Origin of the sequence: Collinsella sp. AF39-11AT (assembly GCF_003474585.1) — a bacterium.
Classification (GTDB): Bacteria; Actinomycetota; Coriobacteriia; order Coriobacteriales; family Coriobacteriaceae; genus Collinsella.
On sequence record NZ_QROG01000002.1, the window covers coordinates 18,032 to 39,432 of the forward strand.

Below are 21,401 nucleotides of genomic sequence, written 5' to 3' on the forward strand. Positions count from 1 at the left end.
CTGTGTCCAATAAATCTCAGGACGCCGACTCCAAACAGCCCGACTCGTCGTTCATTCAGCTCGACGATGCAAAGCAAAAGGGCGCCGCTTCGGCGGCGTCCGCCCCGCGGCGCAAGGCGCTGCTTGGCGCTCTGACGGCCGTCTGCATTGCGCTGATTGTCGTCTCGCTGGGCTTTGTTTACCCTTCCGTCAGCGGTGCCTGGTCCATCGATTGGATTATCGAGACCGTGACGGGGGAGAGCATCGTTGCCAAGGATGCGTCGGTTTCCGGCTCGACTACCGCTTCGGGTAAGGTTGCGTCCAAGGACTCCAAATCTTCGGACAATGCGAAGGACGGGTCGAAGGACTCAAAAAAGGATTCGAAGGAGAAGAAGTCCGAAGACAAGGGCGGCAAGAAGTCCAGCAACGCGTCTGCCGGACAGGGCTCTGAATCCACCGGTGGATCGAGCTCTTCTGACGGCTCTTCTTCGGGTGGCGGCTCAGCGTCCGGCGGTGGGTCTGCATCCAACAGCGGCAGCGCCTCTGCTGGCAATCAGGGCGGCTCGCAGCAGCCTGGCTACGTCACGGTGACGGTTTCGGTCACATCGAGTGCCGTGGGTAATCCTGTGTCTTCTGGCGGTACCTTCACCTTTAACGAGGGTGCCACGGTCTACGATGCCCTGTGCGCCCTGGGTCTCTCTGTAAATGCGCACGGCTCATCGTACGGCACGTATGTCGCCGCTATCGGTGGTTTGGCCGAGAAGGAGCACGGTGGTACAAGCGGCTGGATGTATTCCGTTAACGGCGTAACGCCCAACACGGCTTGCAGCAACTATGTCTTATCCAACGGCGACAGTGTCGTCTGGTATTACGTAACGGGCTAAACGCCTCGACATAACACACCAAGCGGGCGGTTCGGACAAACATCCGAGCCGCCCGTTTTTAATGCGAATGGGATGGGGTTTCCAACTAGGGCTCAACCGGAAATTGCATCCCATTCTGAAGGTGAATTCTGGGATGCGGTTTCCGCATCGGCGTCCATTGGGAAACGGCATCCCGTTCCGGACGTCGATTCCGGGATGTGTTTTCCGTTTCGATGTCCGCGGGAAACTGCATCCCGGAATTCGCGCTCAGACCGGGATAACGTTTCCCGATGGGGAGGGTTTCGGAAAGCGTGTCCCGCTCTGAGGGCTCATTCCGGGATGGACTTTCCGCATGGGGGGTTCATCTGGAAACTGCGTCCTGTTCTGGTGACTGATTCCGGGATACACTTTCCGGTAAGGCCTCATCGCGGAAACTGTGTCCCATTTCGGTCTTGTGGCCCGCTTCGCATGCCTTCCTCAGCCTGCTCCACAAACAAAAAAACCGGCTGGAACGAGAATTCCAACCGGTTATACATTCAAGCAAATAGCGAATCGACTACGACCGTGCGCCCTCGAGAAAGAAGCGACGGCTGAAGTAGTTGTACCAGGTGACGAGGAACGTGGCGATGGCCTTCATGGCCTGGTAGCCGATGCTCAAAAACGTGACGCCCACAAACATGTATAGGTCGTTGAGGCCCAGGCCGATCACCGACAGGATGGTGAAGATCGTGAACTCGCGCTTGCGGCTCATGCCCTCGCGGTGGTCGAACACGTACTTCATGCTGAGCCAGTAGTTGACCACAACGGAGGTGGTAAACGAGACCGTGGTGCTCATCAAAAAATCGAGGTGAAACAGCTCGACGAGCGCAATGAGCATACCCCAGTCGATGCCAAAGGAGATAAGACCCACGACAGCGAACTTGAGGAACTGCTTGGTATGAGGTTGTGCCAGTGCCTTGCGCACGTAATCACATCCAATGCGTTGATGAATCGAGCAGAGGATACTTTAGAGCTTTTGCAAGGGAAACGTAAGGTCCTTGCCAAGAACTATACGAACTCGCCAAATTTTCAAGAGCTAATCCGCAAACGTTGAAAATTTGCCCGTAAACGAGCAATGCCCACGAACAACACAGCGCTCGACGCGCGTCATCCGTGGGCATTGTAAAGCTGTAAGGTTGCGAGTTACTTGGTCTCGTCGCCTTCCAGGAAGATCTTTCGGGTCACAAAGTTGTAGACCATGACAAGCGCGGTGGCGCAAATCTTGGCGATATTGGCCTCGAGCCCCAGGCCGGCGTTGAGCGCCAGCACGATGCCGTCGTTGAGTCCCAAACCGATCACGGACAACACGACAAAGATAATGAACTCGCGGCGGCGGCTCATGCCCTCCTTGTGCGCAAACACGTACTTCATGCTGGCGAGGTAGTTAAAGATGAGTGAGATGATAAAGCCGCTGGTATTGGCGATCAGGATGTTGAGGCCCAGACCGTAGTGGAGCAGATTCATAATGCCAAAGTCGATGACCGTGGCAATGACACCGACGACGCCAAATTTCATGATCTGCGCAAGGAGCTTTTGCATGGTACCTGCCTTAAGCTGGCGCCGAAGCGCCGCGGGGATGACAAACTCAGCAAGTTTAGCCAATCCCCGCGGGTGGAGCTAGGCGCGCTCCTCGATAGCACCGTTTCTATATGCATCGAGCAGTTGGCGTAGGTCCTGGATCTGGCTGCGGATCTTGGCACCGGTATCGGTGTCGCTCACCATGCGGCGGCGGTCGGTCTCGTCAAAGCGGTTGGTCTCGCTTTCGATGTCCACGTTGCGCGTGAGTGCCTCGGCAACCGTCGTAAAGGCCCGGTGCGACTTGAGGCGGCAGCCGCGCGAGCTCGAGATAAGCGTGTAGCCGGCGATGCCCGTCTTGGGATGGTAAGCGCGGCAGAAGCCGCCATCGATGACCAGCAGCTTGCCCTCGGCGCGGATGGGCTGCTCGCCCTTGGTGGTTTTAACGGGCGTGTGGCCGTTGATGATGTGGCCGGTCGGTGAACATGCCATGGGCACGACGCCAAACTCGCGCATGATGTCATCGCAGACCGAGGGCGACTTGGTAAGCGTAAAGTACGGGTCCATCGGCTCGACCCAGGTGCTCTTATCGGCGATATAGGCGCGCTCAAAGGTACGCACCAGGCGTCCGCTGGCGGGTGAGTTAAAGCCAATCCACAGGTACCACATCCAGTCGAGGGCGTCGCGGTCGCCCACGCGCCAGGCGCGGCGGGCGATGTGGTCGCAAAAATCGAGATAATCGCGGCCAGCGTGCCAGGTGCCCAGGCAGTTCATGCTGCTAAAGGTGCCGTCTTCGTTGAGCGGCACGCAGCCATGGAACAGCAGGTTGCCGTTGGCGACCTTGTACATCGAGCCGTGGGAATAGAGGAAATCGATATGGCGATGCAGGTGATCGGCGGTGACAAACTCGGACACGAGCTTGTCGATGATGTGCTGCTCCTGAGACGTGAGCGTATAGGGGTCCGTCGGGTCGACGGTGGGGAAGTCGTTGGTCGTGAGCGGCCACACGCTGCCGTCGGCGAGCGTGACCGTGCCGGCGTCGTGATCGATCTTGTCGAGCAGCAGGCGGTCGGTCATATCGAACTCGGGGTGGCGCTGGATAATCTGGCCCTCGAGCTTAAAGAGCAGCACGTTGATGGCCTTGATCAGCGGGGTGATGGGCTCACCGGCGGTGTAGGTGGCATCGGCAAAGGCAACAAGCTCGCGCAGCGAGATGCCGTAGTCATTCTCGAGGATCTCGTAATTGTCGTAGCGTAGGTTGTTGCGCAGCACCGTGGCGATGCAGGCGGGCTCACCGGCTGCAGCGCCCATCCACAGCAGGTCGTGGTTGCCCCACTGGATGTCGAGCGAATGGTAGGTGAGCAGACGGTCCATAATCTTGGCCGCGCCGCCGCCGCGGTCGAAGATGTCGCCCACCAGGTGCAGGTGGTCGACGGCCAGGCGCTTGATGAGCGAGGCGAGCGACTCGATAAAGTCGTCGGCGCTTGCGGTCTCCAGGATGGACTCCACGATGCGCTCGTGATAGCGCACACGATAGTTGTTCTCGTCCGGATGCGTGTGTAGCAGCTCGTCGATGATGTAGGCGTAATCGCGTGGGATGGCCTTACGAACCTTGGAGCGGGTGTAGCGGCTTGAAAGCGAACGAGCGACCATGATGAGCTGGTCAAGCATCGTTTTGTACCAGGTGGGCGAGTCCTCGCGCTGGCTGCGGACCAGCTCGATCTTCTCGTGCGGGTAGTAGATGAGCGTGCACAGCTCGCCCTTTTCGTCAAAGGTGAGCGTGTCGCCAAAAATCTCGTCGACATGCTCGCGCACGACGCCCGAGCAGTTGTTGAGGATGTGCATAAAGGCCTCGTACTCGCCATGCACGTCGCTCATAAAATGCTCGGTGCCTTTGGGCAGGTTGAGGATGGCTGAGAGATTGATGATCTCGGTAAACGCGGATTGCTCGGTGGGGAACTGTCTCGACAGCAGGCGCAGATACTTAAAGTCTTGCGGGTTGCGATCGAATGCGACCATGAAACACCTTCCGATGGAGCTGGTAAAACTGATAAACAGCGTCAAACGTTTATCAGTATGCGCCGCTTTTGTTTCGATTTTGCGCCAGCGGCTGAATTGTCGGCTGAACGGTTTGGTAAATCGATTTAGTTGAGGTAGATATGGCGGTTGAGTGGAGACGACAGAGGGTGTTTTCTCAGATATTTATGCGTGGGGCCGGTGGAGACGATGGTGGTAAAGATGTTCGCTATTTTTGGTTCGATTTGGTAAATAGTGGACATATGTACCGTATGTAGGCTCACTGTGCGATAATTTGCGCAGCAATGAGTAAGGAGCCTCATATGAGTGATTTTGTCCTGACCTGTGAATCCGCCGCCGACCGAACCCGTGAGTTCTTTGCGTCGCGCAATATCCCCGTCGTGTGTTTTCATTACGAGATCGACGATGTTGTCTATACGGACGATCTGTATCAGTCGATTATGCCGGACGAGTTTTTTGCCCAGATTGCCGCGGGCGCCATGCCCAAGACGTCTCAGGTGAGCGTGGGCGAGTACGAGGAGTTTTGGGAGCCGTTTGTTGCCGAGGGTAAAGACGTGCTGCACCTGACGTTGTCGTCGGGTATTTCGGGCACGTATGGATCGGCCTGCGTTGCGGCGCAGATGCTCGCGGATCGCTATCCCCAGGGCGGCAAGGTGCGCGTCATCGATTCGCTGGCAGCGTCTTCGGGCTTTGGCCTGCTGGCGGAATGCGCCGCCGACGTGCGCGATAGCGGCGCTTCGCTCGACGAGACGGCCGCCTGGATCGAGGAGCACAAACTCAACCTGCACCACTGGTTCTTTTCGACCGATCTGTCGAGCTACCTGCGCGGCGGTCGCATTTCGGCTGCGAGCGCGATCATCGGCACGGCGCTTAAGATTTGCCCGCTTATGACGGTCGATTGCGAAGGTGGGCTGTCGCCACGTGAGAAGATTCGCACTAAGAAGCGCGCGATTTCCGAGATGGCTAAGACCATGATGGCACACGTGCAGGACGGTGCGGATTATTCGGGTAAGTGCATCATGTCGCACTCGGCGTGCCGCGAGGATGCCGAGGCGGTTGCGGCGCTGATTGAGGAACAGGTTCCGCAGCTTAAAGGCAAGATTGAGATCAATAACATCGGTACTCTGATTGGCTCGCATACCGGACCCGGTACGGTGGCGCTCTTCTTTATGGGCGACAAGCGCGTGGATTAATTTGCCCCATCACGTCGCTGCATGATTGCTCAAACGAAAACGGCCCGCCTCACGTTTGTGGGGCGGGCCAAGATGTTTTGCTAGCGTTTCTTTCCGCGGAAGAAGAAGCCGTGCAGTGACGGCTTGAGGCCGCGGTTGGCGCGATGCTCCTCGACGCGCTCGTGGATCGAAGCGACGCGCTCGATGACTTCGTCGGGAATCGGCACATCGGGATTCATGTTCTCGACCTGGCTGACCTCGGCGGCGGCGACCTGGTCGATAATGGGTACATCGTCGCGCGAGATGACAGGTGTGGCGTCTTCCTTCATCTTGCGATAACGCTGCATCATGTCGGTCTGTAGCTGCTGTGCCGAAGGCGGCGTCCAGATGATGGCGTTGGCTCCGGCGGCGATGGTTTCACGGATGCTCTCGGGCGTCTTGCCGCCCGGCGCGATGAGCGGCAGGTTGGGATAGTGTTCGCGCAGTTCACGCAGGACCTGCGGCGTGTTCTTGCCGGCGGCGATGTTGAGGATCTTGGCGCCGGCGCGCACTTTGGCGTGAGCATCGTCGTCGCAACGAACGACCGTGGCGATGACGGGGATGTCGGCGATGTTGGTGATGTGCTCGACCATCTCGGCGGTGGCGGGGGAGTTGACCACGCATCCCGCCGCGCCCTGCATCTCGGAGACGGCTGCCATCTGCACGGAGCGCTTACCGGTGGTGGTGCCACCGCCCACGCCTACGAAGACCGGGCACTCGGCGACGGTCAGCAGCGCCTGCGTAATGGCCGGCTGCGGCGTGAAGGGGTAAACGGCAAAGACGGCATCGGCATTGGAGTTGCGGATGACCGCGACGTCGGTGGTGTAGATGAGCGATTTGATACGACGGCCAAAGAGCGTGAAGCCGCTGGCCTCCTCAATCTCGTCAGGCATGCGAAGGGCCGCCTTGCGCAGGCGCCCGTCGATGGGCAGCGGCTCCATGGGAAGCAGTCCGTTGGGGGTCACGGCTACCTGGGGTTCGGTGAACTCGTCTGCGAGCTCGACCTCGGAGAAATCGACCGAGGCGACAATGTCCTCGTGAACCTCGGCGGGCACATCGATGGGGGCTTGGTCGTTTGCCGCGGCAGGCGTGTCGAAGGAGCTGGTGCCGACGAAGGCGTCGACGCGCTCATTTAGATCGTTGAGGGTATCCATGGAGGCTCGATTCTATGTGATGACGGCCGGCAGGGTGCCGGCAGCGTTGTGCTTGCTAAATCGTTTGACGAGTTGATTTTTCCCCGCCGCGTCCTCCGTTAGACCGAAGGGCGGCGAACGTGAAGGAGCTGTGGTGGCGGGGATCGAGGTGCTATCTTGAAAGTCCCGTTTAAAAGAGAGGTGACGCGGTATGGAATTTTCGGCAATGTTGGGCTCGATTGGCCTATGCGTGGGCGCAATCGTTGCCGCCGCGGTCATCTACTTTGTGGTCACGGCCATTAAGGGCAAAAGGGCCGAACGCAAGGAGCGCGCGATGCTTAAACAGCATCGCGACCAGCAGGACAAACGCGCACGGAGATAGCTTGTTGAGTTTTGGATCCGTACGCTAGCTGCGTTTTCGGATCAGGGCAATGTAGAAGCCCTCAAAGTCGCGGCTGGGCGGAATGGTGAGCGTGCCGGGCAGGCCGTTGGCGATGGCCGATACCTGACCCGCGGCAATGGCCTCGGTCAGGGCGTTGGACTCGATGCGCGGCTTCTCGCCAGCTTCCTGGGCGCGGCGTGCCTCACTTTCGCTTGGCGTGCCGTCGAGGGGGATGAGCTCGCAGTCCATATGCTTGTCGAGGGCCTCTTGCAGGGCGTCCTCGTTTTCCTGCGGCAAGATCGAACAAGTCGAATAGACGAGCGTGCCGCCCGGTTTGAGGGCTCCCATGGCGCGGTCCAGAAGTGCTCGCTGCGAGCGGGCGCACTTGCTCAGCAACTGCTCGGTGAGGCCGCGCAGGCTCTTCTCGTTGCCGCTGACGACGGTGCCCGTGCCGGTGCAGGGAGCGTCGAGCAGGATACGGTCAAAGCGGAAGAACTCGTCGAGCTCGCGTGCGTCGATGCGCATGACGGGCACGTTTTTTGCGCCTTGGCGGTGGAGGTTGGCTTCGAGCTTCTCGGCGCGGGGAATGCTCATCTCGCAGGCGGTAAGGTGCGCCTGCCCCTGCGTGAGGGCGGCGATCTGCGTCGTCTTGCCGCCGGGGGCCGCGCACATGTCCAGGATGTCCTCGCCGGCCTGGGCGCCCAAGACCAACGGCGGCATCATGGACGACAGACTTTGCAAGTAGATCTTGCCGTCGCGGTAGATGTCGAGGTCCCACAGGTCGGAAACCTGGGCCTCGGGCAGGATGAAAGCGTCCGAGTACCAGGCGACGGTTTGGTGGGCGATGCCGGCTGCGTCGAGCGCGGCGGCGATGTCCTCGGCGGTCGCCTTGAGCGTGTTGGCGCGCAGCGTGACCGGGCGTGTGACCGCGGCGCCGAAGCCCTTGATCATGAGCTCGGCATCGGCGGGCGCATAGGCGCCGGCGACCGTGTCGACCATAAAGCGCGGCAGATCGGCGGCGGAGGGTTGGGCGGCAAGCTGGTCGGAAAGCTCGGTGGCGGCAAACTGCCTGAGCTTGAGCTCGGCCTTGACCTGCTTTTTCTGCTTACGACGACGCGGCTTGGACATCCGTCTTTCCTTCCCATTCCATTACATGTCGAGTGTTTTAGTACTGGCTCTCGTGCTTGCTGAAGAAGTCGAAGCGCGGGGGTAGCGGCTTCACGCGGTGCTCGCCGGGCTTCTCGCCCAGGCTCTCCACAAACTCATCCGTGGAGGCGAAGATGTTATCCCAGCTAAAGAAGGCGACCGGGTCAACGTCGAAGTACTCGCAGATGAGCTCGCAGCCGGCAGGGACGATGCCGTGCATGAGCACGGTCGCCACGCGCAGCTCGGTAAAGGCGTCGACGAGGGCCTGCGTCATTGCGGCGTTTGCCGGCTCGCCCTCGAGCTTGTTGGCGGCCTTAGAGGCGTCGCTCCAGCGCTTGTTGGCGGCACGCAGGTAGTCGTCGCACACGGCGAGCGCGCGGTGCGTCTCGAACTTGTACATGGCTTGCTCAAAGGCGAGAGCTGCCTGCTCGGCGGCTTCGACCACGGTGTCAGAAGCGGCACCGGCGGGGATGCAGCCGTTGCGGTAGGGGCTCTCGTCGCCCTCCTTGACGGCGACGCCGTAGAAGCAGCTGCGGGCCAGGCGGTTGAAGACGCCGGTCAAAAGGGCGCTCTCCTTAAGGGCCGGATCGATAACGCGCTTGTCGTCGCAGGCACGCACCTCGTTGCCGTCCTTGTCCTTGCCGGTCACACGCGTGTCGTATGCCTTGGGGCTAAAGCTCACCGGCTTCTCGGATAGGCCGAGCGACAGCCAGTGCGCGCGCATCTGCTCGCAGGTGTAGTGGTTGAGCAGGTCGTCTGCCGGCGGGGGAGGGGTCTGCGAGGACGAGCTCGCCTTTTTGCCCATGTAGAGCAGGTGATAGCAGGCGCTGACGGTGCTCTGCGTAAGGTCCCAACCCAGGGCCTCCCACATGGCGGTTTGCGCGATGCAGTAGAAATAGATGTTGTCCTGACCGATGAACTGGTAGATCTGCGCGTCGTCCGAGCACCACCAGTCGCGCCAGTCGAGCGAGCTGTGCTGGTAGGTGGGCGCGGGGACCTGCGTGGAATCGGCGGCGGGCTCGCCCATGAGGGCGGCATCCTGGGCGGCGACGCCCTCGGTCACGCCGGCGGCCTTGGCATCGCGTGCGAGCACGGTGCGAGTGTAGCTGATGGGCGCCCACAGGCTCTCGGGCCAGCACCAGCAGGTGACGTCGGTTACGCCGTCAACCTCGGGCACCGGAACGCCCCAGTCGATGTTGCCGGTGATGCGGAAGGGCACGAGCGCCTTGCCGCTGCGGAAGCGCACGCCGCCGTTGGCGAGCACCGCGTGGGCGTCGTCGCGCTCCTTCCAGCTGGGGAAGGTGACGGTAAAGCTGCTCTTGTTGCCCTCGGGCTCCAGCACGGTGTGCTCGGGGAGCTGGTCCTCGACGGCATCGAAGGCCTCGCGGAACTTGTTCTGGATGTAGAGCTGAGCCGGCAGCAGCCACTCCTCCATGGTCTTGGAGACCACGGAGCGAACCTGCGGGTTCTGGGCGAGCTTGGCGGTATAGGTCTTCATAAAGTCGAGGTAGGCCGGCAGATCAAAGTAGAGATTGTCGACCGGGCGCAGCTCGGGCACCTCGCCGGTGAGCTGGCTCTTGGGCGCGATGAGCTCCTCGGGCTCAAACTGGTGGCCCAGATCGCACTCGTCGGCATAAGCCTTCTCGGACTTGCAGCCCTGGATGGGGCAGCGGCCGATGACCTGGCGGCCGTTGAGGAACGTGCCGGCCTTGGCATCGTAGAACTGCAGCGTGGAGCGCTTGGAGATGGTGCCCTGCTCGTGCAGACGCTCGATAATCTCCGCGGTCACCTCGTTGTGAATCTGCGCAGCCGGCTCAAGGCCCGAGCCGCCGTAGATGTCACAGCTGATGTTGTAGTTGTTGAGGGTCGCGGCCTGGCGGGAGTGATTGGACTCGACATACTCGCCGATGGACTTATCGTAGCCTTCATTCTCCTTGAGCTTGCGGTAGCTCTCCATGATGGGCGAGCCGTAGCAGTCGGTGCCCGAGGTGAAGATGACGTTCTCGCGGCCCAGGCGGTCGCGCAGGAAGCGGGCGAAGAAGTCGGCCGGGACAAAGACGCCACCGACGTGGCCAAAGTGAAGGCCCTTGTTGCCGTAGGGCTCGCCGGCGGTAACGATGGCGCGGCGAGGCCAGCTGGGACGGTCGTTCATGGAGTATTTGGATGCCATGGGACTCCTTCGCATATGGTAAGAGCGCGGCCGGGCGCAAGGCCTGGCGATGCGGTGGTCAATTCGTGCATATCGTTCGACATTATCGCACATGCGGACGGGTACGTGGCAGGGGCGCTATCCTAAGATGCTATGAATGAGATTTCCAACATACATGCGTTTGAGGACGAGGATTTTCTACACGCTTGCTTCGTGTGGGGGATGGCCGTGATCGCGGTGTTTGCCGTGTGCCTGGTGCCGGTGTTTATGCTGTTGGGCGGGCCTGCGGACTTGGACGCGGCTGAGGCGGGCGGCTGGATGGCTGTCGTGGGCTGGATAGTCGGCTTGGCTGCGGTCTCAATGGCATCGTTTGCCGTGCACGAGCTGGTGCATGCGGTGTTTTTTAAGCTGCTGGCGCCTGCGGGCGCGCAGGTGACCTTTGGGGCGAATCGCGAGACGGCGATGATCTATGCCTGCGCCGAGGGCGTTGTGTATTCGCGCCGGCGGTACATGGCGGTTTGTCTGGCGCCGACGGTTGTTGTGACGACAACGCTTGCCCTGGGGTTTGCGTTTTCGGGCTATCCGCTGCTGTGCTACCTGGCGGCTGGTCTGCACTTGTCGGGCTGCGTGGGCGATTGGTATTACGTGCGGACCATCCTGCGCGACCGCCGCATTGTCGCCTGCGAGGACACATCCTTTGGCGTGCGATTTTTCGCAAGGTAGTCTTTTTGGGATGATTTTTCTGGGACGGGGATTAAAAAATCATTGCAGAGGAGGAGATGCTGATGAAGCCGTTGCTGCTGCACGCCTGCTGTGCGCCGTGCTCGCTTGAGCCGGTCCGCCTGCTGCGCGAGGAGGGGTTTGAGCCCACGATTTGCTGGACCAACCCCAATATTCAACCGCGCGATGAATGGCAGCGCCGCCTGGACGAACTGCGCCGGTGGTGTGCCGATGGCGACATCGAGCTTATCGAGACAGGCGAGGACCGCGAGCGCTGGGAGGCCGGTGTGGCCCCGTTGAGCGCCGATCGACCCCGTCGCTGTCGTGCGTGCTATGCCCTGCGTCTGGCCGAGGCATGCCGTGTGGCCCAGGAGCGCGGGTTCGAATATGTGGGTACGACGCTCGCCGTCTCGCCGTATCAGCTGTTCGATACCTGCAATGATGTGCTTGAGCGCTTGGCTGCCGCCCGCGGTCTCACTCCGGTCATTCGCGATTTTCGCCCGTATTACCCCGAGGCGACACGCCGTTCGCGCGAGCTGGGCATGTATCGGCAGAACTACTGTGGTTGCCGCTTTTCTGCTGTCGAGGCGGCCATGGACCGCGCCCGCATCCGCGACGAGCGCAAAGCCGCCAAAAAGTAGTTCGTTTGGGACGTCAGCCTGCTAGGATGTAGAGCGGACTTTAGCTATATAAGGAGTATCCGACGTGTCTATGCGTACCGATGATTTTGACTACAACCTTCCTGAGGAACTGATTGCCCAGGCTCCTGCCGAGCCGCGCGACTCCTGCCGCCTGCTGGTGGTTGATCGCAAAGGCTCCGAGACAGGAACGCCGCTAGAGCATGGCGGTACCGTTGAGCACCGCATCTTCCGCAACATCATCGACTATATCGAGCCGGGCGATGTGCTCGTCATCAACCAGACGCGCGTGATGCCGGCCCGTCTTATCGGTCGCAAGGCTGGCTCGGGCGGTGTGGTCGAGACGCTGCTGCTCAAGCGCCGCGAGGATGTTGACCCGCTGGGTCACGTTTGGGAGTGCCTGGTCAAGCCGGGCAAGCGCCTGAAGCCCGGTGCTCAGATTGAGTATCGCGCCGGTGGCGCCCATGCGCCCGAGGGGGCTCCCGTGGTGCTGATGGCCGAGGTCATCGACTTTGTCACCGATAGCCGCGGCGGTCGTCTGGTGCGTTTTGAGCCGGCCGGTTGCAATGCCGCCGGAGACCCGCGCACGCTCGACGAGGCCATCCATGCTGCCGGCCACGTGCCGCTGCCGCCTTACATTACCGATTACGAGGGCGATCCCGAGAAGTACCAGACCGTCTACGCCATGAAGGAGGAGCACTCGGCTGCCGCTCCTACGGCGGGTCTGCATTTTACGCCCGAGCTTATGACCGCTATCGAGGCCAAGGGTGCGAAGTTTGCCGCCGTCGAGCTCGAGGTGGGTATCGATACCTTCCGTCTGGTGGAGGAGGACGACCCCACGCAGCACGTGATGCACACCGAGCGCTACCACGTGTCGCAGGAGGTTGTCGACGCCGTGCATAAGGCGAAGGCCGAGGGGCACCGCGTGATCGCCGTCGGCACCACCGCGGTGCGCTCGCTCGAGAGTGCGTTTGACGCGGACGCGCCGGTGTCCAATCCGGCTGTGACGGCGCGCTATTTTGAAGGCCGCGAGGACGGTGCCGACACGCTCGGCCGCGGCGACATCGTGGCGCGCGAGAACGCCACGACGCAGCTTTACCTCATGCCCGGCTCGACCTATCACGTGGTCGACGCGCTGATCACGAACTTCCACGTGCCGCGCTCCACGCTCATGATGCTCGTAAGCGCGCTTGCCACCCGCGACCAGATCATGGATGCCTATGCCGCCGCCATCGAGGAGCGCTACCGCTTCTTCAGCTTCGGCGACGCGATGCTCATTTGTTAGTTACGCGGTTCTACGAACCGCGTAACCAGTTGACGCTGCAAACGCCCCTAAGCGGCAATCTGATGTTCAATCGTCGGGCATGACCAGAAGGTCAATGCCCTCCTCTTTCACGTCACCTTGCTCGCTTAGGGGCGTTTTCGCTGACTTTGCCAAAGCATCGGCAGGTACTCATTGGGGACGTACTTAAATGAGTGCCTGCAGAATGAGAGTGGATAATCTCCCGTTTTTGGCCTGCTTGGGGGCTCAAAGTGGGAGATTATCCACTCTCGTCATTGGGCTAGTCGTTGGGGACGTTCTTGTTTGACTAGTCGTTTAAGAACGTCCCCAATGACTACTTGCTTGGCGGCTGGTTTACTTGCTTGCGAACAGCCAGACTAGGATGATTACCAGGATTGCGGCGACGATGCAGACGATGGCGCCGGTGAATTTGATGCGTGAGTCGCGGGTACGTTCGCGCACCGCGTCCTCGGTGGCCTCGAGCTGGGCGACTTCTCGCTCGGTCTCGGTGTGTTCGGCTTTGTCTCGGGCCAAGGATCCTGCAAGCGACTCAGTGATCTCTGGGTGGTCGTGCACTTCGGTCGCCTGTTCGATGATCGACTGCGCATGTGCGGCATCTGCTTGGGCGTTGGCGATGCTCTGCTCCTGGTCGCGGCGTGCCTTGTCCTCGGCAGTGATCTTCTCGCGCAGTTCGCGCTGACGAGTCGCGGCGGCTGTCTTCGCCGTCTGCAGCTCGTCGCGCGCGGCATCGGCTTCGGTCGTCACGGCTTGGTGCGCGCGTTTTGCGTCGGCGATAGGGGCTTGAGCCTGCTCGACGGCCTGCTCGGCTGCGGCAAGCGAGTGCTCAAGGTCGGCGGTGATGCGCGGGACATCTTCTTCGGCTTTACGCAGGGCATCTGCCGTGTCGGAAATCTGCATCGAGAGCTCGCTGGTGCGCACCGTATAGTTGGCGGGATTTGCCGAGGGATTGCGTTGCAGCTCGGCATACTCATGACGCAGCGTCTCGAGCTGGGCGCGCGTGGCGTCGACGGTTTGTTGTGCGGCGGCAATGCCGGCGTCTCGCTCTGCCTTCACCTTGTCGCGGATGCGCTTGGAATCCTCAAGACGTCGAACGAGGCGGTTGCCGGTCTCGCGCGAGCTCGCCTCGCGGGCCTCCACGGCATCGAGCGCGGCCTTCAGACGGAGCTCAGTCGCGTCATCCTCTGTCTTCATTTGTTCGAGCTGACCCTTGAGCTCTGTCGCTTTGGAGGCGTGGGCATCACGGTCAATCTCGGCGGCCGCTGCAGTCTTTTGTGCCGTGGCGATTGCCTGGCGCTGGTCGGCGATGATCTGATCGTAGCGGCCTGCGATGTCCTGGCGCGTCTCGAGCTCCTCTGCCTGGTCGGCGATGCGCTGCTCAAGCTCGGACAGGTGGGCGCGGGCATCGGCGAGTGCCTTCTTTGCGGCGTTCATCTCGCGCATGGCCGACGCGCCCTGGGCGATAAAAGTGCCCACGGCGTTAGCGGTGTTTGAGACGGCGCTCCCCAGGTCGCGGCTCGTGGCGGGGGCATGCGAGGTGGTCGGGTGCGCGGCCTCGGCGGCATTCGTATCGGCAGTCTGCGGCGCGGCGATATTGCCGGTGCCGCCTTCGATCACGGAAAAGCCCGCTGCATGCGGGTCGACGGCGTCCGCGCCAATCGTGGGATGCTCGAGCTGCAGAAACGAGGGCATAGTGCTGCCCTGATCGGCAACGGGGGTCTCGCCGGGTACAAAGGTCGAGGCGGCCTCGGCAGCCTCTTCCTCTTCGGCGTCAACGTCGGCATCGGCGACAGCGTCCTTCATCGCTTTGACGGCATCCATCATGGAGTCCATGACGGCGTCGAGCTCTTCTTCCGAAGACACCTCGATGGGGCCCGCTGCTTGCGGAGCGTTCTCAGCCTTGGGCTCAGTATCGCTCGGGTCCGGCTGCTCTAGCTGCTCTTCTTTGTCTTGCTCTGCGGCGACATTTGCGTCTGCGGCCTCGTCTGCGGCGGCAGGAGCCTCCTCGACAGCGGCATCAATGCCGCCATCGCTTCTGGTGGAAGTATCGCAGTCGTCAATGGTGTCTGCGGAATTATCAATATGCTGTTGAGTCTGGGGGTCCAGCTCGTCTGTCATAGGCATGTGCTCCTCATCGTTGTTCGTCACCCTATGATAAAGTCTCGCGCCGACATCCCGCGCCCCGCAGCAAAGTTTCAAAACGTGTTCGATGACTCGTTGCGTTAACAAAAACTCGGTCGCTCTATCCAATTTTTACTTGACATTCCCTTCGCCGAAAGACGTTGCACCGTTCGCCTGCCATGGGCTTTATTTTTCACTTGAACCCGCTAAAGTTGCATGTCAGCTTTTGGCGCGTGAAGTTGGATGCGCGCAGTCGACGGGCGGGCCCGTCGCGATTTGAAAGGACTTTGTATGGGACTTTTCACTGGTAAGACCGTGATCGTCACCGGCGGCGGCAAGGCCACGCTCAAGGACGGCTCCGCTGGCTCCATCGGTTACGGCATCGATATCGCTTTTGCCAAGGAGGGCGCGAACCTCGTCATCACTGGCCGCAACGTCGCCAAGCTCGAGGCTGCCAAGGAGTCTCTCGAGGCTGAGTACGGCGTCAAGGTTCTGCCTGTTCAGGCCGATGTCTCCGCCGGCCAGGACAACGAGGCCGTCGTGCAGAACGTTATCGACAAGGCGATTGAGGAGTTCGGTCGCATCGACGCCGTCGTCAACAACGCTCAGGCCAGCGCCTCGGGCGTGACCATTGCCGATCACACCATGGATCAGTTTAACCTGGCCATTTACTCCGGTCTGTATGCTACCTACCTGTACATGCAGAAGGCCTATCCGCACCTGAAAGAGACCAAGGGCTCCGTGGTCAACTTTGCTTCGGGCGCCGGCCTGTTTGGCAACTACGGCCAGTGCAGCTATGCTGCCGCCAAGGAGGGCATCCGCGGCCTGACTCGCGTCGCCGCCAACGAGTGGGGCAAGGACGGCATCAACGTCAATATCGTTTGCCCGCTTGCTTGGACCGCTGCGCTTGAGAACTTCCAGGATGCCTATCCCGAGGCGTTCAAGGCCAACGTCCACATGCCGCCGGCGGGCCACTACGGCGACGTCGAGAAGGAGATCGGCCGCGTGGTCGTTCAGCTCTGCGGCCCCGACTTTAAGTATATGAACGGCGAGACTGTCACCCTCGAGGGCGGCATGGGCCAGCGTCCGTAGGGTTACGCGGTTTTACCAAACCGCGTAACGGGTCGACGCTGCGCGGTCACCAGGGCGACAACTTGTCATTCAAAGAGGGCGGCATGACCAGAAGGTCAATGCCGCCCTCTTTTCATGCCAATTTGTTCGCCCTGGTGACCGCTCACTGACGTTGTCAAAACATCGGCGTTGCCAAAACATCGGCGTTGGCGTGGCTGGTAAATAGCTCCACTCATCGGGGACGTACTTAAATGAGTGCCCGCAGAATGAAAGTGGATAATCTCCCGTTTTTGGGCTGTGCTTTGGGCAAAAGTGGGAGATTATCCACGCTCATCCGGTAAGCGTCCAAAAATCCACGCTCATTTGCCGTGTCCCTGCCGTATCCTCCTCGCGCCAGTTTCTGTCGAGTCGGTGCTTCTTGCGGGTTGCCCGTATAATGGTTTGCGTATGAACCGCAACCAAGGAGTTCCAGTTTATGGACCAGAGCCTCTTTAAATTCGACCTTATCGCCGAGGACCCGACCACGCACGCGCGCGCCGGCGTGCTGCATACCCCGCACGGCGACATCGAGACGCCGATCTTTATGCCCGTGGGCACCAAGGCAAACGTCAAGGGTATTCCCACCGAGACCGTCAAGCAGCTCGGTGCCCAGATCGTGCTTGCCAATACCTATCACCTGTCCATGCGTCCCGGCGAGGACACCATCGCCGAGCTGGGCGGACTGCACAAGTTCATGAACTGGCACGGCCCCATCCTCACCGACTCGGGCGGTTTCCAGGTCTTCAGCCACAACGACGCCGTCAAGCTCACCGACGAGGGCGTGCGCTTTATCGTCAACGATTACGACGGCCGCCACGTGTTCTGGACGCCCAAGGACAACATGGAAATCGCCATGAAGCTCGGCTCCGACATCTGCATGCAGCTCGACCAATGCCCCGGCTATCCTGCCACGCGTGCCTATGTCGAGCGCGCCGTGGAGCTGTCGAGTATGTGGGCCGAGCGCTGCTACAAGGCTCATACCCGTGATGACCAGGCACTTTTTGGCATCGTTCAGGGTGGCATGCATCTGGATCTGCGCCTGCGATCGCTGCGCCACCTGGAGGAGTGCGGCGACTTCCCCGGCTACGGCATCGGCGGCTACTCGGTGGGCGAGGACCATGAGACCATGTTCGAGACGCTGGCGCCGCTGGTTTCCGAGTACATGCCTAAGCACAAGCCGCGCTACCTCATGGGCGTCGGCAACCCTACCACGCTCGTGCGCGGCGTTGGCGTGGGCATCGACATGTTCGACTGCGTGCTGCCGACGCGCACTGGCCGCATGGGTACCGCGTTTTCGAGCGAGGGTCGCCTCAACTTCCGCAACGCGCGCTTTGCGCACGACGACGGCCCCATCGACCCCACCTGCACCTGCCCGGTGTGCACGGGCGGCTACAGCCGCGCGCTCATCCGTCACATGGTCACGCAGAAGGAGATGCTCGGCGGTATTCTGCTGTCGATGCACAACATCTACTACCTGCTCAACCTTATGCAGCGTGCCCGTCAGGCCATTATCGAGGGCCGCTACGGCGCGTTTGTGAGCGACTGGATGAACAGCCCTGCGGCGGTGGACTACTAAGAGCGGCGCGGGCGCTTGCAAAGCGCGGGCAACGGCAAGGGACGAGCGCCGGCCGGTCATCACGTTCGCTAACACCGTCTGCGCGACCGATGACCGATAGCTTGCAAGCACTTGATGCATCGTGGGTACCATACCGAATAGTTGATGTTCGGGCGGGTGTTTGGCGCATGGCGTCGACCTCGCCCGTTTTTCTTTTTCTCGATAGGAGTACCCATGATTAAGAATGAAAACGTCGAGGGCGAGCCTGCCTACGACGAGACGTACCGCCGCGGCCCCGTGGTCATGCGCGGCCCCATGATTCCTAAGGACAACACCTATGCCAACTTGCTGGCGCCCGAGGAGTCGACCGACTGGCTGCATGCCGATCCGTGGCGCGTGCTGCGCATTCAGGCAGAGTTTGTCGATGGTTTTGGCGCGCTTGCCGAGCTTGGTCCTGCAGTGACCATCTTCGGCAGCGCCCGCACGCCCAAGACCGATCCGCTCTACAAGGCCGCGCGCACGGTCGGTCGCAAGATCGCCCAGCGCGGCGTGGCGGTTATCACCGGCGGCGGTCCCGGCGTCATGGAGGCGGCTAACAGGGGAGCGGCGAGTGTCAACGGCAAGTCGGTCGGCTTGGGTATCGAGCTTCCGCACGAGCACGGGCTCAACAAATACGTGAACCTTGGCATGGACTTCCGTTACTTCTTTGTGCGCAAGACCATGTTCGTCAAATACAGCTCGGGCGCCATCGTGTTTCCTGGTGGCTTTGGTACTCTCGACGAGATGTTCGAGGTGCTCACGCTGGTACAGACACACAAGGTTAAGCGCATGCCGCTCGTTTTGGTGGGCACCGAGTACTGGCAGGGCCTGTTCGACTGGCTCAACGGCCCGGTGATGGACGCCGGTATGATTAGCCCGCTCGATCCGGAGCTGGTGCACATCACCGACGACCTCAACGAGGCCGTTGACATTGCCCTGAGCGGGCTGATGTAGGGTGCTGTGACTGTTGTTATAGCAATGTGAACGGCATACTGATGCTATTTAACATCAGTATGCCATCTAAACGGGGTATACTGATGCAAAAGACGAGGCGAGGAGGTCGCGTATGTCTACTGCAACGGTTAAGCCTACGACGGTTCGCATCGAAGAGGGGCTCAAGGAACAGGCGACTGAGTTCTTGGATACGGTTGGTCTGAGTCTCAATTCGTATCTCAACCTTGCTGTTCGGCAGCTGGTAAATCAACGAAAGATTCCTTTTGAGATCGTAGGAAGGGCGGAGGTGCCCAACGAGGCAACGAGGCGTGCCATGGTGATCGCCGAAGCTCATGAGTTGGGGATTCTGCCGGACGACAGCCCGTCATTCAATAACGCTGATGAGCTTATATCATTCCTCGATGAGGACTAGCGATGTTTGAGATTAAGGTCGAGGCTCAGTTTAAGGCGGATTACAAACGGACGATGCGCATCCATCCGCAGCTAAAAACCGAGTTTAAGGCGGCAGTCGCAGAGCTTGCGGCTCACGGCTCGCTTCCCGCGGAATATGGTGCCCACGAGCTTTCAAACCCGGGCGGCAACTACAACGGCCACATCGATTTCCATCTATCCGATGGCTTGGTCGATGTGGTCGTTCTCTACTTGCCGCATAAGACTAATCCTGTGATCAGGCTGGTCAGAATGGGCTCGCATGAGGAGCTATTCCAGGGCCCGCAGGGCTGATTGCCGATTTCTAAGTTGCGGTGGAATAGGGATTGATTTGCGGCTGATAAGCCAAAAACAGTCCCTATTTCACCGCAAGTGGTATGGGTGGCCCTAATTGGCAGGTTGGTAGCGGGGGCAGTAACTGATGGCGATGGCGTCGACGCCTACGTGGGTGGCGATGGTGCAGCCGATGGGGCCGGTGCCGGCGTCCACGTAGTCTTGGCCTGCTAGCGCTTGGTTGACGAGCTCTTGCTCCTCGGCGGCGCCGGTCGTGAGCACGCGAACGTTTGAGCCTGGGTGCTCGGTCAAAAACTCGAGGCAGTCAGCCATGGTGTTGGCGACGATGCGCTTGGCGCCGCGGCCCTTTTTGATGGCCTTGATTTCGCCCGATTTCCACTCCGGCGAAACGGCCAGGCGAATGTTGAGCATTTGGGTGAGCTGGCCGGCGAGTTTAGGTGCGCGGCCGTTCTTGACCAGGTTCTCGAGCGTGCGGGGAATCAGCAGCAGGTGGGCGTCGGGCAGCGTCGCGCGGATCTGCGCCTCGGTTTCGTCCAGGCTGCGACCGTCCTCGCGCATGGCGAGCGCATACTCCACCAGCAGGCCTTCGGCGCCCGAGCCGGTGCGCGAATCGATGCAGCGCACGTCGAGCTCGTGGGTCTCGGCCACCAGGTTGGCGTTGGCATAGCAGGCGGACCACTCGCTGCACAGCGAGATAAAGATGGCGCTGTCGTGGCCGTCGGCGAGCACGCGGTCAAAGAGCGCCTTGAACTCGCCGGCGCTCGGCTGCGAGGTGTGCGGCAGCTGCTCGGAGCCGGCCATGCGGGCGACGTACTCCTCGGCGGTAATCTGCACCTGGTCGAGCAGGTCCTCGCCCTCGATAATCACATGCAGCGGAATCACGTAAATGCCGAGCTCTTGGGCGCGGGCGGGGGAGATGTCCGACGTGGAGTCGGTTATGATGGCAAAAGACATAATTGCACCTTTCGTTGGGGCGTTTGCGCGCCGCCTTCTGAGAGCAAAGTGCGACAAGTATAGTGGAGTTGCTCTACATTGCTAGGTTCAATTGTTTAATAGTCAACAGTTTGAAGTGGTGGTGTGGAAATCATCAACTGGGGAAGAGGGATGCCGATGGAGGCACTGGAGATATGCAGGCGGCCGATTGTGCTGTTCGATTTTGACGGCACGGTGGCCGATACGGGTCGGGCGGTGATGACCTCGACGCGCAAGACGCTGGCTGCGCGCGGGTTTTCGGAGGCGCAGATGGGTGACCTGCGCCGCATGATCGGGCCGCCCCTGTGGAAGAGCTTCCACGACTTTTATGGCTTTTCCCGCGAGGAGTCGCTTGTGGTGGCCGATGAGTACCGCGCCTTTTTTGATGAGCTGGGACCGGGGGAGTACCCCGTGTTCGATGGGATTCCCGAGCTGCTGGATGGGTTGGCCGCCCAGGGCAAGCGTATGGCCGTGGCGACGTCGCGCATGGAGGCAAAGTGCATCGATATGGTGCGTGAGCTTGGGCTTTGCCAGTTCGAAGCCGTGGTTGGCATGAATTCGCCGCAGGGGCGCGAGACCAAGGCAGATTCGGTCCGCGATGCGCTGGCGGCGCTCGGTGCGACGGCCGACGAGGCCGTGATGATCGGCGACCGCTTTAACGATGTGGAGGGCGCGCACGCGATGGGTGTGCCGTGTATCGGCATCTATTCGGGCGCGGCGGCGCCGGGGGAGCACGAGGCCGCGGGTGCCGATGCGGTGGTGCACTCGGTGGCCGAGCTTGCTAAACTTTTCGCTATATAAGTATGTGATGTGAG

General features: G+C 60.7%; 20 protein-coding genes. 12 read left to right on the forward strand and 8 right to left on the reverse strand.

The features are described from left to right. The first annotated feature begins 2 nt into the window (after positions 1-2). The gene (locus DW037_RS01320; protein ID WP_233542210.1) at positions 3-863 is read left to right on the forward strand and encodes a DUF4430 domain-containing protein; all 861 of its coding nucleotides are present in this window, start codon (positions 3-5) and stop codon (positions 861-863) included. Positions 864-1,398: 535 nt separating this feature from the next. On the opposite strand, the gene DW037_RS01325 is transcribed toward DW037_RS01320, so the two are convergent. The 3 genes from DW037_RS01325 to DW037_RS01335 form a co-directional block, all read right to left on the reverse strand. Further along, positions 1,399-1,806, reverse strand: a complete 408-nt coding sequence (locus tag DW037_RS01325; protein WP_055250894.1) for a GtrA family protein — start codon at positions 1,804-1,806, stop codon at positions 1,399-1,401. Positions 1,807-2,024: 218 nt separating this feature from the next. After that, positions 2,025-2,420 carry a GtrA family protein gene (locus DW037_RS01330; protein ID WP_117564479.1) on the reverse strand — a complete coding sequence of 132 codons (396 nt, stop codon included), beginning with the start codon at positions 2,418-2,420 and terminating at the stop codon, positions 2,025-2,027. A gap of 78 nt (positions 2,421-2,498) precedes the next feature. Further along, the gene (locus tag DW037_RS01335) at positions 2,499-4,415 is read right to left on the reverse strand and encodes a fructose-1,6-bisphosphatase (RefSeq protein WP_118372657.1); all 1,917 of its coding nucleotides are present in this window, start codon (positions 4,413-4,415) and stop codon (positions 2,499-2,501) included. A 320-nt stretch (positions 4,416-4,735) separates the two neighbouring features. On the opposite strand from DW037_RS01335, the gene DW037_RS01340 reads away from it, so the two are divergent. Further along, the gene (locus tag DW037_RS01340) at positions 4,736-5,626 is read left to right on the forward strand and encodes a DegV family protein (RefSeq protein ID WP_117800463.1); all 891 of its coding nucleotides are present in this window, start codon (positions 4,736-4,738) and stop codon (positions 5,624-5,626) included. Between the two features lie 80 nt (positions 5,627-5,706). Here the strand turns inward: DW037_RS01340 and DW037_RS01345 are convergent, their stop codons facing one another. After that, positions 5,707-6,798, reverse strand: coding sequence for a hypothetical protein (locus DW037_RS01345; RefSeq protein ID WP_089572116.1), 1,092 nt, complete (start codon positions 6,796-6,798; stop codon positions 5,707-5,709). Positions 6,799-6,988: 190 nt separating this feature from the next. On the opposite strand from DW037_RS01345, the gene DW037_RS10555 reads away from it, so the two are divergent. Beyond that, positions 6,989-7,159 carry a hypothetical protein gene (locus DW037_RS10555; protein WP_158550943.1) on the forward strand — a complete coding sequence of 57 codons (171 nt, stop codon included), beginning with the start codon at positions 6,989-6,991 and terminating at the stop codon, positions 7,157-7,159. Positions 7,160-7,183: 24 nt separating this feature from the next. Here the strand turns inward: DW037_RS10555 and DW037_RS01350 are convergent, their stop codons facing one another. Together DW037_RS01350 and DW037_RS01355 are read right to left on the reverse strand one after the other, a co-directional pair. Then, a complete protein-coding gene (locus DW037_RS01350; RefSeq protein WP_118372658.1) occupies positions 7,184-8,287 on the reverse strand; it encodes an RsmB/NOP family class I SAM-dependent RNA methyltransferase in 1,104 nt (367 codons plus the stop codon). Between the two features lie 37 nt (positions 8,288-8,324). Next, positions 8,325-10,475 carry a methionine--tRNA ligase gene (locus tag DW037_RS01355; protein ID WP_089572112.1) on the reverse strand — a complete coding sequence of 717 codons (2,151 nt, stop codon included), beginning with the start codon at positions 10,473-10,475 and terminating at the stop codon, positions 8,325-8,327. Positions 10,476-10,607: 132 nt separating this feature from the next. On the opposite strand from DW037_RS01355, the gene DW037_RS01360 reads away from it, so the two are divergent. The 3 genes from DW037_RS01360 to queA all read left to right on the forward strand — a co-directional run bounded on the left by DW037_RS01360 (position 10,608) and on the right by queA (position 13,097). After that, positions 10,608-11,177 (forward strand): DUF3267 domain-containing protein, encoded by a 570-nt coding sequence (locus DW037_RS01360; protein ID WP_117800466.1) that lies wholly within the window; start codon positions 10,608-10,610, stop codon positions 11,175-11,177. A 62-nt stretch (positions 11,178-11,239) separates the two neighbouring features. After that, positions 11,240-11,815 carry an epoxyqueuosine reductase QueH gene (locus DW037_RS01365; protein WP_117839729.1) on the forward strand — a complete coding sequence of 192 codons (576 nt, stop codon included), beginning with the start codon at positions 11,240-11,242 and terminating at the stop codon, positions 11,813-11,815. Between the two features lie 70 nt (positions 11,816-11,885). Then, entirely contained in the window at positions 11,886-13,097 is a 1,212-nt protein-coding gene (gene queA / locus DW037_RS01370; protein WP_118372659.1) for a tRNA preQ1(34) S-adenosylmethionine ribosyltransferase-isomerase QueA, read from the forward strand. A gap of 351 nt (positions 13,098-13,448) precedes the next feature. Here the strand turns inward: queA and DW037_RS01375 are convergent, their stop codons facing one another. Beyond that, positions 13,449-15,230 (reverse strand): hypothetical protein, encoded by a 1,782-nt coding sequence (locus DW037_RS01375; RefSeq protein WP_118372660.1) that lies wholly within the window; start codon positions 15,228-15,230, stop codon positions 13,449-13,451. Positions 15,231-15,524: 294 nt separating this feature from the next. Between DW037_RS01375 and DW037_RS01380 the strand changes: the two genes are divergently transcribed. The 5 genes from DW037_RS01380 to DW037_RS01400 all read left to right on the forward strand — a co-directional run bounded on the left by DW037_RS01380 (position 15,525) and on the right by DW037_RS01400 (position 19,614). Then, positions 15,525-16,325, forward strand: coding sequence for an SDR family NAD(P)-dependent oxidoreductase (locus tag DW037_RS01380; RefSeq protein WP_006235414.1), 801 nt, complete (start codon positions 15,525-15,527; stop codon positions 16,323-16,325). 454 nt (positions 16,326-16,779) lie between these two features. Then, positions 16,780-17,919, forward strand: a complete 1,140-nt coding sequence (gene tgt / locus DW037_RS01385) for a tRNA guanosine(34) transglycosylase Tgt (RefSeq protein WP_118372661.1) — start codon at positions 16,780-16,782, stop codon at positions 17,917-17,919. Between the two features lie 213 nt (positions 17,920-18,132). Beyond that, the gene (locus DW037_RS01390) at positions 18,133-18,891 is read left to right on the forward strand and encodes a TIGR00730 family Rossman fold protein (protein WP_118372662.1); all 759 of its coding nucleotides are present in this window, start codon (positions 18,133-18,135) and stop codon (positions 18,889-18,891) included. 112 nt (positions 18,892-19,003) lie between these two features. Beyond that, positions 19,004-19,303: a type II toxin-antitoxin system RelB/DinJ family antitoxin gene (locus DW037_RS01395; protein ID WP_117583791.1), complete on the forward strand. Its 300-nt coding sequence runs from the start codon at positions 19,004-19,006 to the stop codon at positions 19,301-19,303. Between the two features lie 2 nt (positions 19,304-19,305). Continuing rightward, the gene (locus DW037_RS01400) at positions 19,306-19,614 is read left to right on the forward strand and encodes a type II toxin-antitoxin system YafQ family toxin (RefSeq protein ID WP_117583790.1); all 309 of its coding nucleotides are present in this window, start codon (positions 19,306-19,308) and stop codon (positions 19,612-19,614) included. A 93-nt stretch (positions 19,615-19,707) separates the two neighbouring features. On the opposite strand, the gene DW037_RS01405 is transcribed toward DW037_RS01400, so the two are convergent. Beyond that, the gene (locus DW037_RS01405; protein ID WP_118372663.1) at positions 19,708-20,568 is read right to left on the reverse strand and encodes a DegV family protein; all 861 of its coding nucleotides are present in this window, start codon (positions 20,566-20,568) and stop codon (positions 19,708-19,710) included. A 156-nt stretch (positions 20,569-20,724) separates the two neighbouring features. Here DW037_RS01405 and DW037_RS01410 point away from each other — a divergent pair, with 156 nt between their 5' ends. Further along, a complete protein-coding gene (locus DW037_RS01410; protein ID WP_233542211.1) occupies positions 20,725-21,387 on the forward strand; it encodes an HAD hydrolase-like protein in 663 nt (220 codons plus the stop codon). The last annotated feature ends 14 nt before the right edge of the window (positions 21,388-21,401 follow it).

Bases quoted from the DNA above. Each gene is read 5' to 3' on its own strand.
- DW037_RS01400 (WP_117583790.1), top strand. From the start codon at position 19,306: ATGTTTGAGATTAAGGTCGAGGCTCAGTTTAAGGCGGATTACAAACGG.
- DW037_RS01410 (WP_233542211.1), top strand. From the start codon at position 20,725: ATGGAGGCACTGGAGATATGCAGGCGGCCGATTGTGCTGTTCGATTTT.
- DW037_RS01350 (WP_118372658.1), bottom strand. From the start codon at position 8,287: ATGTCCAAGCCGCGTCGTCGTAAGCAGAAAAAGCAGGTCAAGGCCGAG.
- tgt (WP_118372661.1), top strand. From the start codon at position 16,780: ATGGACCAGAGCCTCTTTAAATTCGACCTTATCGCCGAGGACCCGACC.
- DW037_RS10555 (WP_158550943.1), top strand. From the start codon at position 6,989: ATGGAATTTTCGGCAATGTTGGGCTCGATTGGCCTATGCGTGGGCGCA.
- DW037_RS01380 (WP_006235414.1), top strand. From the start codon at position 15,525: ATGGGACTTTTCACTGGTAAGACCGTGATCGTCACCGGCGGCGGCAAG.
- DW037_RS01390 (WP_118372662.1), top strand. From the start codon at position 18,133: ATGATTAAGAATGAAAACGTCGAGGGCGAGCCTGCCTACGACGAGACG.
- DW037_RS01340 (WP_117800463.1), top strand. From the start codon at position 4,736: ATGAGTGATTTTGTCCTGACCTGTGAATCCGCCGCCGACCGAACCCGT.
- DW037_RS01360 (WP_117800466.1), top strand. From the start codon at position 10,608: ATGAATGAGATTTCCAACATACATGCGTTTGAGGACGAGGATTTTCTA.
- DW037_RS01330 (WP_117564479.1), bottom strand. From the start codon at position 2,420: ATGCAAAAGCTCCTTGCGCAGATCATGAAATTTGGCGTCGTCGGTGTC.
- DW037_RS01345 (WP_089572116.1), bottom strand. From the start codon at position 6,798: ATGGATACCCTCAACGATCTAAATGAGCGCGTCGACGCCTTCGTCGGC.
- DW037_RS01365 (WP_117839729.1), top strand. From the start codon at position 11,240: ATGAAGCCGTTGCTGCTGCACGCCTGCTGTGCGCCGTGCTCGCTTGAG.
- DW037_RS01375 (WP_118372660.1), bottom strand. From the start codon at position 15,230: ATGACAGACGAGCTGGACCCCCAGACTCAACAGCATATTGATAATTCC.
- DW037_RS01405 (WP_118372663.1), bottom strand. From the start codon at position 20,568: ATGTCTTTTGCCATCATAACCGACTCCACGTCGGACATCTCCCCCGCC.
- DW037_RS01355 (WP_089572112.1), bottom strand. From the start codon at position 10,475: ATGGCATCCAAATACTCCATGAACGACCGTCCCAGCTGGCCTCGCCGC.
- queA (WP_118372659.1), top strand. From the start codon at position 11,886: ATGCGTACCGATGATTTTGACTACAACCTTCCTGAGGAACTGATTGCC.
- DW037_RS01335 (WP_118372657.1), bottom strand. From the start codon at position 4,415: ATGGTCGCATTCGATCGCAACCCGCAAGACTTTAAGTATCTGCGCCTG.
- DW037_RS01395 (WP_117583791.1), top strand. From the start codon at position 19,004: ATGTCTACTGCAACGGTTAAGCCTACGACGGTTCGCATCGAAGAGGGG.